The sequence below is a fragment of the Desulfofustis glycolicus DSM 9705 genome, from assembly GCF_900130015.1.
GTDB lineage: Bacteria > Desulfobacterota > Desulfobulbia > Desulfobulbales > Desulfocapsaceae > Desulfofustis > Desulfofustis glycolicus.
In genome coordinates this window covers 88,661-104,980 of the sequence record NZ_FQXS01000013.1, presented here as the reverse complement: position 1 = coordinate 104,980, position 16,320 = coordinate 88,661, and the positions used below count along the sequence as shown (strand labels likewise).

Here is a 16,320-nt window from a genome sequence, read left to right as displayed (position 1 = left end):
GTGACCGTTGTTGCCTCCACCGGCGATTAGGTGTATAAAAAGACCGAATCTTCCATGCCAACCTTCAGCCGGGAGAGCAGTATGAAAAAACCGGGTACGACCAAACGAACCAAATTCATTTTCATCACCGGTGGCGTCCTGTCCTCTCTCGGTAAAGGGCTGGCGGCCGCATCGATCGGCGCCCTGCTCGAATGCCGGGGACTGACCGTGACCTTCCAGAAACTCGATCCTTATATCAACGTCGACCCCGGAACGATGAACCCGTTTCAGCACGGTGAGGTCTTCGTTACCGACGACGGTGCCGAAACCGATCTCGACATGGGTCATTACGAGCGCTACACCAATGCGCTGATGGCCCAGAAAAACAATTACACCTCTGGCAGGATTTACTATTCGGTGATCACCAAGGAACGTCGCGGTGAATATCTCGGTGGCACCGTCCAAGTCATTCCGCACATCACCGATGAAATAAAGACCGCCGTGCTGCAGCTGGACGGCAGCGCCGATATCGCCATCATCGAAATCGGCGGCACCGTCGGAGATATCGAAGGGCTGCCCTTCATCGAAGCGATCCGCCAGCTGCGCAGTGATCTGGGCCGGGAATACTCTTTATTCGTTCACCTGACCCTGGTCCCCTACATCAAAGCAGCCGGAGAGGTCAAAACCAAACCGACCCAGCACTCGGTCAAAGAGCTGCGGGCCGACGGCATTCAACCCGATATACTGCTCTGCCGCACCGAAGTTCCGCTCTCCGCCGAGCTGAAAGCGAAAATCGCACTGTTCTGTAATGTCCCCAAGGATGCGGTCATCACCGCCATCGATGTCGACAACATCTACGAAGTCCCGTTGCTGTTCCACAAAGAAGGCCTGGACGGAAAGATTCTCGAGCTGCTCAATGTCTGGACCGGTTCACCGAACATCAGGCCGTGGCAGAACCTGGTCGACAATCTCAAAAATCCCTTGCACACGGTCACCATTGCCGTCACCGGAAAGTATGTGGATCTGACCGAATCCTACAAGAGTCTGCACGAGGCATTGATCCATGGCGGCCTGGCCAACCGCGCCAAGGTGGAATTGCTCTACCTGAGCGCCGAGGAGCTGGAAACCGGCAACCCCGAGCAATTGCTGGCCGGTTGCGACGGCATCCTGGTCCCGGGCGGTTTCGGCAAGCGCGGTGCCGAGGGCAAAATTCGAGCAATCACCCATGCCCGGGTCAACAAGATTCCCTTTTTCGGGATTTGTCTCGGCATGCAGCTGGCCGTTGTCGAGTTCAGCCGCCAGGTGGCGCAGATTGCCAAGGCACACTCATCGGAACTCGACCCGCTCACACCGGAGCCGGTGATTTATCTGTGCAAGGAATGGTTTGACTATCGCTCCCAGAAAAAACAGGTTCGTGACGAACAGTCCGACTTCGGCGGCACCCTGCGGCTCGGCGCCTACCCCTGCGTATTGAAGAAAGACACCTTCGCCATGGCCGCCTACCAGACGGAAGAGATCAGCGAGAGGCACCGGCACCGCTACGAGTTCAACAACGATTACCGCGAGGTGCTCAATAAGGCCGGCCTGGTCATCTCCGGTGTCTCACCCGACAATCACCTCGTCGAAATAGTCGAAATCCCCGAACACCCCTGGTTTCTCGGTTGCCAGTTTCATCCCGAATTCAAATCCAAACCGATGAAGCCGCATCCGCTGTTCCGCGACTTCATCAAAGCCGCGTTAAACTTTCGGGACGCACAAGAATGATGGATGTCACCACCGTTGCCATTGGCCGACCCGAGGGGCCGGATCTGTTGGTCGGACCGGGCCGACCGCTCCTGCTTATCGCCGGTCCGTGTGTGCTTGAGTCACCCGAACTAGCCAGGCGAGTGGCCGGAACCATGCAGGAAATCTGCGGACGACTTGGCCTGTCCTACGTGTTCAAGGCATCTTTCGATAAGGCCAACCGCACGTCGCTCGGCTCGTTTCGCGGGCCAGGGCTGGCCGAGGGTCTGGCCGTCATGGCCGGGATTCGCGACGCGATGAACGTCCCCGTCGTCTCCGATGTGCACGAATCGTCGCAGGTGCCAAGCGCCGCTGCGGTCCTTGATGTCATTCAGATTCCCGCCTTTCTCTGCCGCCAGACCGACCTGCTCCAAGCCGCAGCCACGACCGGCAAGCCGATCAACCTGAAAAAAGGCCAGTTTCTCTCTCCCTGGGACATGGCCCACGCAGTCGACAAAATCAAGAGCGTCAACGGCAGCCGGGTATTGCTCGTAGAGCGCGGCTCCTGTTTCGGCTACAACAACCTGGTCGTCGACATGCGCTCCTTTCCGGTGATGCGCGAGCTCGGCTGTCCGGTTATTTATGATGCAACCCACTCGGTACAATTGCCCGGCGGGGCCGGTGGCTCATCTGGCGGTCAGCGGGAGTTTATCGCACCGTTGGCCCGGGCGGCAGTCGCAGCCGGTATCGACGGGCTGTTCATGGAGGTCCATCCCGATCCGGATCGGGCCCTCTGCGACGGGCCGAACTCCATCGCTCTTGACCGGGTGGAGGCAATTCTTCAGCAAATCGTTCGCATCCGTTCCTGTCTGGAATAATCACCCGATGACCAGCGATCCCCGTCAACCGTCCGGAGATACTTCTCACCCGACCGATTGTGAGGTTTTGGCCGGTTATCGGCAGCGGTCCCAGCAACGAGCCAGCCGGCAGCATGGTCTTCTTGACGACGTCCTGCACAGCCGGGCGGCCGGTGTTACCCTGCTCCTGCTTGATGTCGACGGGGTGCTCACGGACGGCTCCCTGATTTATAGCGAATCCGGAGCCGAGGCCAAGGCGTTCAACACCCAGGACGGTCTCGGCCTGAAGTTGTTGCGGCAGGCCGGTGTTCAAACCGGACTGATCACCGCCCGGCGATCGACTATCGTCCAGCGGCGGGCCGAAGAGTTGGCCCTGGACCACATCTATCAAGGAGTCGACCACAAATCCGCGGCCTTCAGGGAAATCCTGCGGCGGTCCGGGAAAAGGCCGGCCGAGGTCTGCTACATGGGTGACGATTGGATCGATCTGGCTGTGCTGATCCGGGTCGGTCTCGCCGCCTGCCCGGCCAATGCCGTACCCGAGGTGCAAAGCGCCTGTCATTACGTCGCGTCGCGCAGCGGCGGTCACGGCGCCGTTCGGGAAGTATGCGATCTGCTGGTCACCGCCAAAGGACTCCACCAGTCCCTGTTGCAGAGCTACCTGACATGAAGCTCACCCGTCGCAACCTGATCTGGTTGATTCCACTCGGCCTGATCCTTACCTTTCCGCTCTGGCGCTTGCCGCTGGCATCCTTTCTCGAACCACGGGGCGGCTTTGACCTCGATTTCGCCAAACGGGAAGAGAGAGTCCACAACTTCACCATGGAGCAGGTAGTCATCCTGCAGAATCAGAACGGGATCAAGACTGCCGAGATCCGGGCCGCGGAAGCCCAGACTAGTGATGTACCACACGAATTCATCCTCGCGGATGTCGATGCCGACCTGTTTGACGAGCAAGGCAACCGCATCAATGTTATCGCCAGGACCGGCGTCTACAACGATGTGAGTCGACAGCTCACCTTGCGCGACGATGTTCGCATCGACCAGGTTGCCGAAAACCAGCAGCTCTATTCGGAAGAACTATTCTACTTTGACCACGACCGGACCATCAAGTCACCTGGCCGGACACGGCTGGTCGGTGAACAGGTGGAGATCATCGGCGCCAGTCTCGATTACGATATACGTACCCGCCACTACCTGATCGGCGGGCGCGTCTACTGTACCATCGCCGGGCTGGAATCACCCTGAAGACAGCCCTTCCCGCCCCTCGAGCCATTCGCAGTAATCCACCAGAAAACAGGTTTCGGTCACCTGCCAGCGAATGTTGACATCCCACAACGTCATCGCGAACCCGGTCCTGCGCCCTCGCTGACTGGCCGGTCGCGGATCCTGACGCAACACCTCCTCGACCAACGGCAGCAGTGCTCGCCCGGTCCGCTCTCGATAGGCCGCGCCAAAAGACGCCGCGGCCGGGGTAAAGATTACCGGAACCGCTCGGCTGTCAGTATCCGTCCAACCGCTCGTTGCCGCTTCAATCAGATCGCTGTAGGGCAGATACGGCTTGATATCGAGAACCGGTGTCCCGTCCAGCAGATCGACACCCCCGAGCTTGAGCCTCACGCCGCCGCCACTGCATTCAACCCCGAGCAGGCTGACGGCGGACAAACCGATATGGTTCGGTCGATGCGGACTTCTAGTGGCAAACACCCCAAGCCGCCTGCGACCTCCCAGCCGCGGCGGACGAACTGTTCGCTGCCACCCCTCGCTCGTTGCATCGTGAAAAAGAAACACCAGCCAGAGGTGACTGAACTGCTCCAGCCCCCGCACCATTTCCGCCCGAGCATACGGCCCGGCCAACTCGAGTTCGGCCCGGGCGGACGGGGTCAGTCCCGCCTGCCGCGGAATTCCGAATTTCTCCCGATAACAGGACCTGATAATCCCAATCGTCCGTAACAGGTGGTGCGGTCCTTCGTGCCCTGCATCATTGTCCACTGCATCCTCCTTCTCCCGTCTGTCAGCAAAAGAGTTGACGCGCCGGCAACGGCGCGCTAACGTAGCGAAAAACTCCAGGTGGTGCCATGTTGAAACGCTTTACCATCTCCCTCGACGAAAAACTGCTCGACGATTTCGACGACTATATCCGGCAACAGAAATACGTCAACCGTTCCGAAGCGATCCGGGACCTGATCCGCTCATCGTTTGTGGCCAAGGAGTGGCAGGCGGACAAGGATGTCGTCGGCGTGATCACCATGGTCTACGATCACCACCAGCATCAACTGCAGGAAAAGGTTACCGAGATCCAGCACGATTATCACCATCAGATCGTTTCGGCCACCCATGTGCACATGGATCACCATAATTGCCTGGAAGTTATTATCATCAAGGGCAAGGCCGGAGCGGTCAACGAACTTGCCGATCGTATCCGCTCCCTGCGCGGCGTGCGCAACTGCAACCTGGCGATGAGCACCACCGGCAAAGATCTGCACTGACACGTTCGACCGCACCGAGCGGCGCCGGCTCCTCCTGCCGAAAAGCCGGCCGAACACGATTATTCTCCCAGGACGCAACCGATCATGACCAGGGAACTATCCTGCTTTATCTCTCCGCACGGTTTCGGCCACGCAACCCGGACCATCAGCGTCCTGGAAGCGCTCGGTGAGATACTCCCCGACCTGCAGGTGCGGATCTTCTCAACAGTCCCGGAAACCCTCTTTCAATCCAGCACATTCCCCTTCTTCTACCACCGTATCGTTTCCGATATCGGCCTCGTTCAAGACTCCGCCTTTTCCATCGACGTCGATCAGACGATGAACCGGCTGGCAGATTTTCTCCCCCTAGCGAACGAGAGCATCAGTTATTGCGCAGACAGGTGTCGCGATAGCTCTCTGATCATCTGCGACATCAGTCCGCTTGGCATCGCTGTCGGTAATCGAGCCGGCATCCCGACGCTGTTGCTGGAAAATTTCACCTGGGACTGGATCTACCGACCACTGGCTGACCGTATTGCAGCATTCAGACCGATCATCGATCAATTGACCGAATATTATGGGCTCGCCGACTGGCATGTGCAAACCGAACCGGTCTGTCGCCCCCTCGCTGTCGACCTGACCTGTGCGCCGCTGGCCCGTCCCTGCCATCTCACCCGGCAGGAGGGCGCAGCATTGCTCGGCGGCAACGACCGGCAGACCGTGCTGATCAGTATGGGAGGAATTCCCTGCACCCCTCCCTTCTTGTCACGGCTGCATACCCACCCTGACACCTTCTTTGTCATTGCCGGCCAGAGTCCCGATGGGGTCTCATATGGCGACAACGTTCGTTTTCTGTCGCCGCATGCCCCGTTGCACCACCCTGATCTGATTAACGGTGCCGACCTGCTGATCTGCAAATGCGGCTACTCGACCATTGCCGAGTGCTCCCAAACGGCCACGCCACTCTGCTGTGTTACCCGCACCGATTTTGCCGAATCTGCGGTTCTGGCCGATTACGTCGTTGCACGGCTCGGCGGAGCGATTCTCGATGAGCATCAGTTTTTGAGCGGCAGTTGGCTAACGGATCTGCCTGATCTATTCGCAAAACCAAGAAACAGCCCCCGGGAAACCGGCAACCGCCGGTTGGCTGAATGGATTCTGCCGCTGCTTTCATGAAGACCTGCTTGTCACCATCGGTCATCGAAGAGAAGGCCGGTCGGCGTTGAAAAAAACGGGACAGATACCTTGAACATTTGTGGTTACACCATCAGCGAGTGCATCAGCGAATCGGCACGTTCCTCGATCTATCGAGGGATTGCTGACGATACCGGCCAGCGTGTCATCCTCAAAGTTCCCGCCGGGAAGAATTCTGCTGCCACATCGGCAAACACCATCAAGCATGAATTCACCATTCTAAGTCGGTTTCGACACAACAAAATCATTTCCGCCATCGGCCTCGGCCAACACGGGCCCCTCCCGGTTCTCATCGAGGAGGACTTCAACGGCCTGCCGTTATCCGTCTCTAACCGGGAAGGTCCGGTGGACTTTATCCGCTTTCTCGATATTGCCATCCAGCTTGCAGACGCGCTGCGCGATATCCACCGGCACAACATCATCTATAAAAATCTTTGTCCGGCCCATATTCTCTTTCGCTCGATCACCGGCCGCATTAAACTCGTCGATTTCAGTATCGCCTCCACCAGAAACAAAGAATATCCGTTCTATTCGACCGACTCGACGTTTCGGGGAACCCTTGCATATATTTCTCCGGAACAAACCGGCCGGATCAACAAGGAACTCGATTATCGATCCGATTTCTATTCACTCGGCGTCGTACTCTACGAACTGCTGACCGGTAGCCGCCCGTTCATCGGCACCGATCTGATTGCACTGGTGCATGGCCATTTGGCCAAAACGCCAGCGCCGCCGCAAGACTTCAATCCGGACATCCCCGACGCGCTGGCGAACATCGTTCTCAAGTTGATTGAGAAATCGGCCGACGATCGGTACCAGAGTTGCAGCGGCTTGATCCCGGACCTGATGCGCTGCCTGATCGAGTTGCGCGAGAATCGTTCGATCATCGACTTCGGCGTCGGCGGCACCGACATTTCACCGGTATTTTCCATTCCCGACCGACACTTCGGCAGAAATCACGAATTATCGACCGTGATTTGCGGCTACGACAGGATCGGTTCAGAGGTGCCTCGCGCCTATCTGATCACCGGCGCGTCCGGAAGCGGCAAAACGTCTCTTCTCCTGGAAATCCAAAAGGTCTTGGAGTACCGCGGCGCCATCGTGTTACGGGCAACAGCCGAGCACGGACGGGGGGATACGCCCGGCGCTCCGATCATCTTCGCCTGCAGGCGGCTGCTCCGTCACCTCCTCTCACTCGACCCCGAGCAGCGAGCAAGTTGGTTGGATCTCTTGCTGCCCGCATTTGACGGGCAGCAAGAACAAGCCGTTGCACAGCTTCCCGAGCTGAGAGAGTTGTTCGGCACGACACCGGCAGCATCACCAGATACTGCACTTGCAATCAGTTCTAACCTGTCGATCGCCAAAACGCTGCTCGCCGCGATCGACCGTCATTTCAAAACACTGGTCGTCATTCAGGATGATCTGCATCTGGTCGACCCGGAAACACTTTCCGTCATCACCTCGTTTCTCGCTGATCGCCAACGGCAGGGCCTTCTCATTTGCAGTTCGGCAGACCCCGACGCCACAGCCATCTTCGCCGACACCATCGACGAACCAGCGGGAAGCGTCTCATTTCCGGTGCACCTGGAACTGCTTCCCCTGACGGACGACGAAATCGCCGGGTTGCTCAGTGAAACTCTCTATCAGCCACTAACCGACATGCTCGGCCTGGCACACTGCTGTCGTGAGAAAACCGGAGGCAATCCCTTTTTTCTGAAACAATTCCTCGCCCAGTTGCATGAATCGGGGGCGCTTGCTTTCAATAGCAAAAGCGGCCGTTGGGACTATGACCTGCCGGCCGTCATGGCGACCGACGTAACTCCCAATGTCGGCGAACTACTGACCAGACGCATTGCGGCTTTTCCCGCCGGTCAACGAACCGTCCTGCAATACGCCGCCTGTATCGGTCCCCGGTTTGATCTCCGCCTGCTCAGTCTTGTCTACGGGAATACACCCCAGCAGACCTTGGCCGACCTGGCCAAAGCTCTCAACGACGGCCTGATTCTCCCGGCCGCGCCCCAGGCTCTCGGGCCTTCCGGCACAAACGAAGGAAACACGCAGAAAACGGACTATTTTCGCTTCGCCCACGAACAGATTCGCCATGCGGCCATCGCACTGCTGCCGCTTGCGACACGCAATGCACTTGGGGTTCGCATCGGCTCGATGATGCAATACCTTTCTGAATCGGCCAACCACCACTACCCGCTTAGTGACATCGTCGGCCACCTCAACCAGGGAATCAGCGCGCTGGAAACGGACAAACAGCGCTTCGAACTCGCCACACTGAACCTCGAGGCCGCCATCCAGGCAAAGACCTCGGGAACCACATCTCTCTACCGACGATTGAGCGCCACGGCGCTGGAACTACTGCCTGCTTCCGCCTGGACCACCCAGTATGGCCTGACGCTCGATGTCTACTCGGAAGCCGCAGAAGCGGCAGCACGATCGGATCTGACCGAAGAGAGCGAGCGTCTCTTCGCCATCGTCTGCAGCCGGGCCCGAACCGCGGTTGACTCGACACGGGTCTATCGGACCGCGATGCAACTCTACCGGCGCAGCGATCGTTGTCGTGAAGCCCTGCGGACCGGTCGCACCATTCTTGCCGCACTGGGAATTTCTCTTGCCGAGTCACCTGGCAAACATGCTGCCGCCGCAGCCTTTCTGTCAGCTCGAATATCCTTGTTCGGCAGATCGGAACAGGCGCTGCTGACCATGCCACAGATGACCGATCCGATCCAGGCTTCAATTATGGAAGTGCTGCTCGAAACAGCCCTGGCCGCCTACCAGATCCGCCCGGCGCTTCTGCCGATCATCAGCCTGACATCCATCCGGTTATCTCTTGCCCATGGCCATCACCGGGTTGCGTCGATCATCGGGTACCCGATCTTTGGCGCTCTCCTTTGTTCGGCAGGCACCAGACAATACCGCCTCGGCTCTCGTTACGGACAACTGGCACTGGATCTGCAGAAACGGTCAGGCATACCCGCTCACCCTTTCTCCGTCCATCTGGTTAGCACCGATATCACCCACTGGCATCGACACCTGAGACACTCTCAGGATTCTCTCCAGCAAGCCTGCCGACAGCAGTACTACCACAGCGAATCGGAATCCGCCGCACTCTGCGCTGTCGGATGTTTCGCAACGATGTTCTTTCTCGGACGAAGTCTCACCGGTGTTCTCGAGGAAACGGCACCGTACCGCCGGCACATCGATACCGCTTCCTCCGGTGTCCGCTATCGTCAGATGATGCTCGAGCAGACCATCGCCAACCTGCGCGGCCGCACCAGCGATCCGTCCATATTCAGCGGTTTGCACTACGACGGCATCCGGATGTCGTCGCTGCTTCAGCATGGTGACGACCGGACGACATTGTTTTTTTTCCATCAGCTCGGACAACTGCTTGCCTATCTGTTCGGCAATTATGAACGAGCCGAACAACACGGCAGCAAAGCGCTGGCGTTGATCGACGGGGTCCGATCATCGTTTTTGCTGCCGATTTTTCTTTTCATCCATACCCTGACCCTGTTGGCCATCTGCCGGGACCCGCACCACACAGGTCGACGGAGCAGATGGACCGCGATTAACACCGGTATCCAAAAAATGCGCCGCTGGGGAGAAACGTCTCCAAAAAATTATCGACACCGCTATCATTTACTCTGCGCCGAACGACACCGCATCACCGATCAACGGGAAGCTGCAGCGCACCACTACGAGCAGGCCATCTCCCTGGCCAGACAGAACGGCTACCAACAGGATGCCGCCCTGGGGTATGAACTGGCCGCCGCCTTCTATCTGGCCAGCGGCCGCCCTCTGGTCGCCCGTTCCTATCTAGGTGAAGCGTTACACCACTATCGTCAATGGGAAGCGGAGGCGCTGGTCGATCATCTGAGGAAGCACTCCGCCGACCTGCTCGTTGAACGCCGCACCGGCACCCGTGAACAGGCAGGCGTGCCGGTTTCCCTGACAACCGGCCTCGACGCCTCGCCTCTCGATCTTGGCAGTTTCGTTAAAGCTTCACGGGCGTTCAGCAGTGAATTCGTGCTAGACGAGGTTGTCAGGAAGCTGATCATGATCGTTGTGGAAAATGCCGGGGCTGAAGTCGGCTTGCTGATAATGAACCCTACCGACGCACCGCTGGTTAAAGTAACGGCAACGAGTGGCGAACGCCAGGGGGCCGTGGTCGACACCCCGCTCCTCGCCCACCGGCAGCGCCTGTCCCTGGCCGTGATCAAACACGTAACCACTTCCGGTGAGACCATCGTGCTTGACCACGCCTGCCTCAGCGGACCGTTCACCGGTGACCTGTACATCCGCAGCAATAACACGAAATCTCTACTCTGCGTGCCGATCAAGCACCACGGTGATCTGCTGGCCATTCTCTATCTGGAAAACAACCTGACCACCGCCGCATTTTCACCGGAACGTCTCGATATCATCGAACTCATCGCCGGACAGGCTGCCATTTCCATCAAAAATGCCCAATTGTACGAAGAGTTGCAAACGACACTCGGCAACCTGCACCTGGAAGTGGCCAAGCGCAAGGAAACTCAGATGCAATTGCTGCATGCCGGCAAACTGGCCGCCCTCAGCCGGCTCTCGGCATCCATTGCCCACGAATTCGGCAACCCACTGATCGGTATCAAATACCTGCTTGACGACCTGTCCCAGAGAACGGAACTCGGCCGACAGGATCGCGACCTGATCGACGTCGGTTTACAGGAGTGCGATCGACTGAAACAGCTGATCAACGATCTGCATGAACTGCACCGACCGTCATCCGGAAAAAAAATCCTGTTCAACCTCAACAACACGGTGGAAAACGTTTTACACCTGCAACGGAAAAACCTGAAAGACGCCGGCATAACGGTGGCCACCCGACTGGCCGAAGACCTTCCAGACATCAGAGCGGTCGAAGATCAAATCAGCCAGGTAGTGGTCAATCTGACCACCAATGCCATTGATGCGATGAAACACAGCGAGGAAAAACGGCTACGGGTGGAGACCGCTGTGCGCCATCAACAGGTCGTTCTGGCGCTGACCGACAGCGGCAGCGGTATCACCGACGAACATCGGGAACATATCTTCGAGCCGTTTTTTTCGACCAAGCCTTACACCGACGGTACCGGTCTCGGCCTGGCCATCGCCTATAGCATCATGAAAAACCATCGTGGCGATATCAGCTTTTCGTCGCCACCGGACGGTGGCTGCACATTCACGCTGAGTTTCCCGCTCAGTGATGCTCCGGACAATCCACCTCAAGCGGATCATCATCGTCCTGCTCAACTACCCGCCACTCTTCTTCCTTGAAATCAAAATCGGTAACGCTGGACAAGGCCATCTTCAGATAGCGGCCGCTCCCTTCAACGGCGACACTGCCATCGGCCAGGACGATTTCTCCGGAACCGGTGAAACTACGTTTGTTTTCCCCGGTAATACGGGCGAGTACTTTAATTTCCCGGTCAAGCGGTACCGGTTGACGAAATTTCATCGAAAATTCAATAGTAACACCCCAGAGCTCGGTGTCCTGATGGTTCAGAACCGCCCGGCCAATCGTTTCATCCAGGATTGCCGCCGCTATGCCTCCGTGCAGTCGACCGGGATAACTCTGGTGCTCGTCAGCCGGTGTGAAAAGGGCGACAATCTCCCGGTTATCAAGTTCATAAAAGCGACTTTTTAAGCCATAGCGGTTTTCCAGGCCACAGACAAAACAGCGTCTCGAATTGGGCTGTCTGTTGATAACCTTATGTTTCATCGTGTATTTCTCCATGCCATGCGCCCGGGCTTGTCCACCCGGCAGTACACCAGGCAGTTCTCGGCAGCGAATCAGACGTGAGTCGGAGGGCCATCGACCACCATGTCGGCAATAGTCATGGCAAGCCGCGGCGAACCCGTTCTTCTGCCGCTCACAAACCGTTGCTCCAAATCGACCAACCGCCGCAAGAGCGGTGTTCGCTCCATGACCGGCAGGTGTTGTTGACCGGGCCGTGTCTCGATTTGTTCCTGACACCTAAAGCAGCCGGGAAAACGAATCACCCGGCCATCGGGCCTGGTCATCACAGCCGGTACCCCGTGCGTCCGGCAGACCATCAGTCGATAGCGGTACAGACTGCATCGCCCGTTGTCGTTGAGCGGACACATGATCTGCGGTCGTTTGCCGTGCTCGCGGGCATGCGTGTAGGAGTCGATGCATCGAGCGGCGCGAACGGACAACTGCTGCCGCCGCTCTTCGCTAAGCTCGGCCAGACCAAGCCAGAGGTAGGCCCATTCGATATACGTGTGGTGGGTGAAATAGGAATCACAGCAATTATCCGGGCAACCATCGCAGCTGTGATGCAGCTGCTTGGCCACCCGGTCGTAAGCCGACTCCATGTCCCGATAGAGTGCGGCCAGGTCCGCTGCCAGGTCGGCCGAGAGGGTGAGACTCATTGCTGCCGCTCCGAAAAACTGCGCACCTGGTAAATCGAAATCTCCAGCCGACCGCCGCGCCACGCTGATTTAGGAAGACCCGCCTTGAGGCAGAGGTGATCGAGGAAATCGGCCGGATTGGGCAATTGCTCCCAGACCTGCGGCAAAAAGGTGGCCTGGGCACCATCGGCCCGAAGAATAACGCCATCGATATCCGGTCGCAACCGCCGGCAAAGATCGGCGCCGTCCCGGTAATCCAGACGGACGGCTGGTGTCAGAATTGAGATATCGAGGTTGATCCGCACAAACTCTTCCGGGGTCAGCGGTGCGAACCGATGATCGTGGAAGGCCGCGCTCTCGGCGTTGCGCATCACCGACTCGCCAAGGGGACCGACAGGCTCCAGGTTACCGATACAACCGCGCAGCTGCCCCGCCAGCTTCAGGGTAACAAAACAGCCGCACCGCTGCTGAAGGGCTTCGTCATCCAACATCTCCCTGTCCGGTCCACGGCCGACACCGAGGCGGCGGGCAATCGTCTCTCGAGCCAGGCGGAGCAACCTCTCGCCCTGCTGCGGTGTAAGCTCTCTCATCAGCAGCCTCCCCTTCTACCAGTCGATACCGAGCATCAGGCAATTGATACCGCTGCCGATTCCAAGCAAGGCCCCTTTTTGTCCGAGTCGAAAGACCTCCTGCTCGAGAGCAAGGGCCAGGGTAATCGGTGCGGAAACGGAACCGACATTGCCGAGAAACGACAACGTTTCGAAATTTTTGTTAACATCGAGTCCAAGTGTGCCAAAAAGCAGACGCGTGTGGGCGGAGCCGACCTGGTGGCAGAAAAACCGATCGATATCATCCACACCCCAGCCCGGCACAGCGGAAAAGGCGCGCCAGGTCTGCTCGGCCGTTTCAATGCCCTGGATCATCAATTCCTCGGAATCGGTCTCCATCAGAGTCGTCGCCGCATCGATCCGGCCGCCCTGACAGAGGTCCACATGTGCCGTGTTGGCCCGCCAGGTTGCGGCGGACAAGCGCGGTCCAGCGAGCGTGGCTCCTTCTCCGCACCGGCACATAAACAGGGCGACGGCGCCGGAACCGATGGTCAACGAGGCAAAAGCGGACTTGATACTTTTTCTCGTCAGCGACTCATCCTGCAGCAGTGTGGTGATGGTCGACTCAATCAGTTCTTCCGCGGTTTCTCCACTGACGATCAGGCCGTTGTCAACCTGGCCGAGTTCGATCATCGAGGCCAGCATCACCATCCCGTCGAGAAAACCGAGACAAGCATTGGAGATATCGAAAATCAGACAATCGGGCGGCAGTCCCAGAGCATGGTGGACAAAAGCCGCCGTTGCCGGCTCCATCATATCCCGGGAAACCGAGGTGTTGAAGAGACACTGGACATGGTCGGCAGCAATACCTGACCGGGTCAGAGCTTTTCTGCCGGCCTGTACCGCCGCCTCGCTTGGCCTGGTTCCTTCCGGCCAGAGACGACGCTCGGAGATACCGCTCATCATCGCCAGCCTGCCTTCGGGCAGTTTGAGCCGACGATAGAGCGGCGCAAGCCGCTGTTCGATATCGTCCGAAGTGAGAATGCGAGCGGGAATTTCGTAGCCGAAGCTATGGAGACAAACCTGTGAAAAAAAAGGCATCGGAAACCGAATTGGGCAACTGTCGTATTTTGGTGTAACCGCCGTGCGTGTCTCGCTGCGATCACCTGGGCCGGACCGCCGCATTATAACGGGCGTCCCGGGGAGTGACAAGGGGAGCTTGAAAAATTTGGAATTTCGTTCAAGATCGAGGCGCACAAGAAAATTTTACCGCAGGCATAGATGATATTCAGAGGATAAAATTTGATTGCGCAACGATGAAATTGGCCGACATGACAATTTTTCAAGATTCGCACAAGTGTTAAACGTCCAGGAGATGTCTCTCGAGAAGCTCGGCGGAAAAGGGCGGCTCGAGAAATCGGTCGACGCCGCTCTGTCGATAGATATCGGTCATCGCCGCCGTCGTTTGTTCTCCTCTGATCGCCAGAATCAGGGAATGGCGACCGGAATAGGCCTCCAAACGGCGAATCGTCCGAACCGTTTCCGCACCCTCGCCGCCATCGTGGTCGATGTCGAGGACAACCAGATCAAAATGATGCAGTGATGCCTCGTAGCCGGCGGAGCGAACGGTTTCGGCTATGGTCACCCGCCATCCTTTTTCGACAAGATACTCAACGGTCGCCTGCTGCTGTGTCATCTCTTCGAGAACAATCAGGGCCGCCCTGGTCAGACGCCTGCGCAACACCTGATAGAGATCGTCCTTGTTCAACGGTTTTGCCAGATAATCGTCCATGCCCGCCTGCAGACAACGCTCCCGGTCGCCCTGCATCGCGTGCGCGGTCAGGGCGATAATCGGCAAGTGACCGCCCTGGGTCTTTTCGTGTGTCCTGATCGCCCTGGTCGCTTCCAGGCCGTCCATCCCCGGCATCTGCACATCCATCAGAACGGCCCGATACCGGCCACTCAACGCGGCCGTCACCGCCTGACGTCCGTTTTCGGCAATGCCGACCTGCAGACCGACCTGGTTGAGCAGGGTTTCTATCAACACCCTGCTGATCGGCTCGTCCTCTACGAGCAGGACGGTCGCCCCGTCAAATTGAAACGCTGTCGGAAGGTCTGCCGGCTGCCGGTTTTGAAGCGGCTGCTCGGGCCGCTCCAATGGCATGGCGGCGAGGCGGCAGGCCCAGGTAAACCAAAACGTCGCCCCCTTCTCCGGTGTCGACTGAAAACCGATTTCGCCGCCGGCCAGGTGAACCAACCGGGCTGCGATGGTCAAACCGAGACCGCTGTCACAGGAAGGACGGTCAACCGTAGCGTCGCCGTCACTGAGATAGGCTTCGATACCGGCTTGTTTTTCCGGGGCGATGCCGCTGCCGGAGTCGGTTACTGTGAATTTGAGCAGGATCTGTTCTGCACCGGTCTCGCCGAGATATTCGACCCTGACGCCGACCCCGCCCTGCTCGGTATTTTTTATCGCATTATCGACCAGGTTGACAAGGACCTGGACCAGCCGGTCCGGGTCGCTGTTGACCCAGACGGGAACCAGAGGGTCGATTCGGGAGGCGAAATCGAGTTGTTTTTGTCGGGCGGCAAGCTGTAACAGGTAGAGTTCGTACTCAAGGCTCTCGGCAAGATTGAAATCTTCCGCGGACAGACATAGAGAACCGGCCTCGATACGGCAGTAGTCGAGCAGATCGTTGACAACTTCGAGGAGCCGCTCGGCCGAGGTGGAAGCCATCTCCAGGCGACGTCTCTGTTCCTCCCCGAGAATTGACTCCAAAACCAGATCGGTCATCCCCATAATGCCGTGGAGTGGTGTGCGTAACGCGTGTCCGAGACTTACCAGGAAGTCGCTCTTGTTCCGTTCGGACCGCTCGGCCTGTTCAAGTGCCTCTTCGAGTTCCCTGATCCGCCGCTGCTGCTCGACGAGTTTTTCTTGAGCGTTGATCGCAGCCCCCGTCGCCGTATCACTTTTTTCTGCCCGCTCTCGTGGCATCTCCGTCCTCACTCGTGTTCCGTGTTCGCCTGCGTTTCTCCAGACCCGCCGGTAATCGTCGAATAGCGACTGTTTGTTATACTAAAATCGGCGGGACAGGTTTTAACCTGTCCCCCGCTCACTTTCACTGATCAGATCTTCCGATCACGGTG

Annotated in this window: 13 protein-coding genes; 7 read left to right on the top strand and 6 right to left on the bottom strand. The window is 58.0% G+C overall.

Annotated elements, in window-relative coordinates; translation table 11 throughout:
- The first annotated feature begins 81 nt into the window (after positions 1-81).
- Genes BUC26_RS11885 through lptC form a run of 4 tightly spaced genes read left to right on the top strand, consistent with a single transcriptional unit; the run spans position 82 to position 3,806 of the window.
- Positions 82-1,743, top strand: a complete 1,662-nt coding sequence (locus tag BUC26_RS11885; protein ID WP_073376279.1) for a CTP synthase — start codon at positions 82-84, stop codon at positions 1,741-1,743.
- Positions 1,740-2,579, top strand: coding sequence for a 3-deoxy-8-phosphooctulonate synthase (gene kdsA / locus BUC26_RS11880; RefSeq protein WP_073376278.1), 840 nt, complete (start codon positions 1,740-1,742; stop codon positions 2,577-2,579). The genes BUC26_RS11885 and kdsA overlap by 4 nt, the downstream gene beginning before the upstream one ends.
- A gap of 7 nt (positions 2,580-2,586) precedes the next feature.
- The gene (locus BUC26_RS11875) at positions 2,587-3,228 is read left to right on the top strand and encodes a KdsC family phosphatase (protein ID WP_084540618.1); all 642 of its coding nucleotides are present in this window, start codon (positions 2,587-2,589) and stop codon (positions 3,226-3,228) included.
- A complete protein-coding gene (lptC, locus tag BUC26_RS11870) occupies positions 3,225-3,806 on the top strand; it encodes an LPS export ABC transporter periplasmic protein LptC (RefSeq protein ID WP_073376276.1) in 582 nt (193 codons plus the stop codon). Before BUC26_RS11875 ends, lptC begins: the two co-directional genes overlap by 4 nt.
- Here lptC and tsaA read toward each other — a convergent pair.
- Entirely contained in the window at positions 3,798-4,550 is a 753-nt protein-coding gene (gene tsaA, locus BUC26_RS11865; RefSeq protein ID WP_208609776.1) for a tRNA (N6-threonylcarbamoyladenosine(37)-N6)-methyltransferase TrmO, read from the bottom strand. The two genes, lptC and tsaA, sit on opposite strands and share 9 nt — an antisense overlap.
- Before the next feature lie 86 nt (positions 4,551-4,636).
- Here tsaA and nikR point away from each other — a divergent pair, with 86 nt between their 5' ends.
- From nikR to BUC26_RS11850, 3 genes are all read left to right on the top strand, one after another.
- Entirely contained in the window at positions 4,637-5,047 is a 411-nt protein-coding gene (nikR, locus tag BUC26_RS11860) for a nickel-responsive transcriptional regulator NikR (RefSeq protein ID WP_073376274.1), read from the top strand.
- Between the two features lie 84 nt (positions 5,048-5,131).
- Positions 5,132-6,202 (top strand): hypothetical protein, encoded by a 1,071-nt coding sequence (locus BUC26_RS11855; RefSeq protein WP_073376272.1) that lies wholly within the window; start codon positions 5,132-5,134, stop codon positions 6,200-6,202.
- 69 nt (positions 6,203-6,271) lie between these two features.
- The gene (locus BUC26_RS11850; protein WP_073376270.1) at positions 6,272-11,527 is read left to right on the top strand and encodes a trifunctional serine/threonine-protein kinase/ATP-binding protein/sensor histidine kinase; all 5,256 of its coding nucleotides are present in this window, start codon (positions 6,272-6,274) and stop codon (positions 11,525-11,527) included.
- On the opposite strand, the gene BUC26_RS11845 is transcribed toward BUC26_RS11850, so the two are convergent.
- The 5 genes from BUC26_RS11845 to BUC26_RS11825 form a co-directional block, all read right to left on the bottom strand.
- Positions 11,451-11,972 carry a PaaI family thioesterase gene (locus BUC26_RS11845; RefSeq protein ID WP_073376268.1) on the bottom strand — a complete coding sequence of 174 codons (522 nt, stop codon included), beginning with the start codon at positions 11,970-11,972 and terminating at the stop codon, positions 11,451-11,453. The genes BUC26_RS11850 and BUC26_RS11845 overlap by 77 nt on opposite strands.
- 71 nt (positions 11,973-12,043) lie before the next feature.
- Positions 12,044-12,646: a hypothetical protein gene (locus BUC26_RS11840; protein ID WP_073376266.1), complete on the bottom strand. Its 603-nt coding sequence runs from the start codon at positions 12,644-12,646 to the stop codon at positions 12,044-12,046.
- Positions 12,643-13,215, bottom strand: a complete 573-nt coding sequence (amrA, locus tag BUC26_RS11835) for an AmmeMemoRadiSam system protein A (protein ID WP_073376264.1) — start codon at positions 13,213-13,215, stop codon at positions 12,643-12,645. The genes BUC26_RS11840 and amrA overlap by 4 nt, the downstream gene beginning before the upstream one ends.
- Before the next feature lie 15 nt (positions 13,216-13,230).
- Complete coding sequence (locus BUC26_RS11830; protein WP_073376333.1) at positions 13,231-14,274, bottom strand: 3-oxoacyl-ACP synthase III; 1,044 nt, start codon at positions 14,272-14,274, stop codon at positions 13,231-13,233.
- A 259-nt stretch (positions 14,275-14,533) separates the two neighbouring features.
- A complete protein-coding gene (locus tag BUC26_RS11825) occupies positions 14,534-16,168 on the bottom strand; it encodes a response regulator (RefSeq protein ID WP_073376263.1) in 1,635 nt (544 codons plus the stop codon).
- Positions 16,169-16,320: the final 152 nt, after the last annotated feature.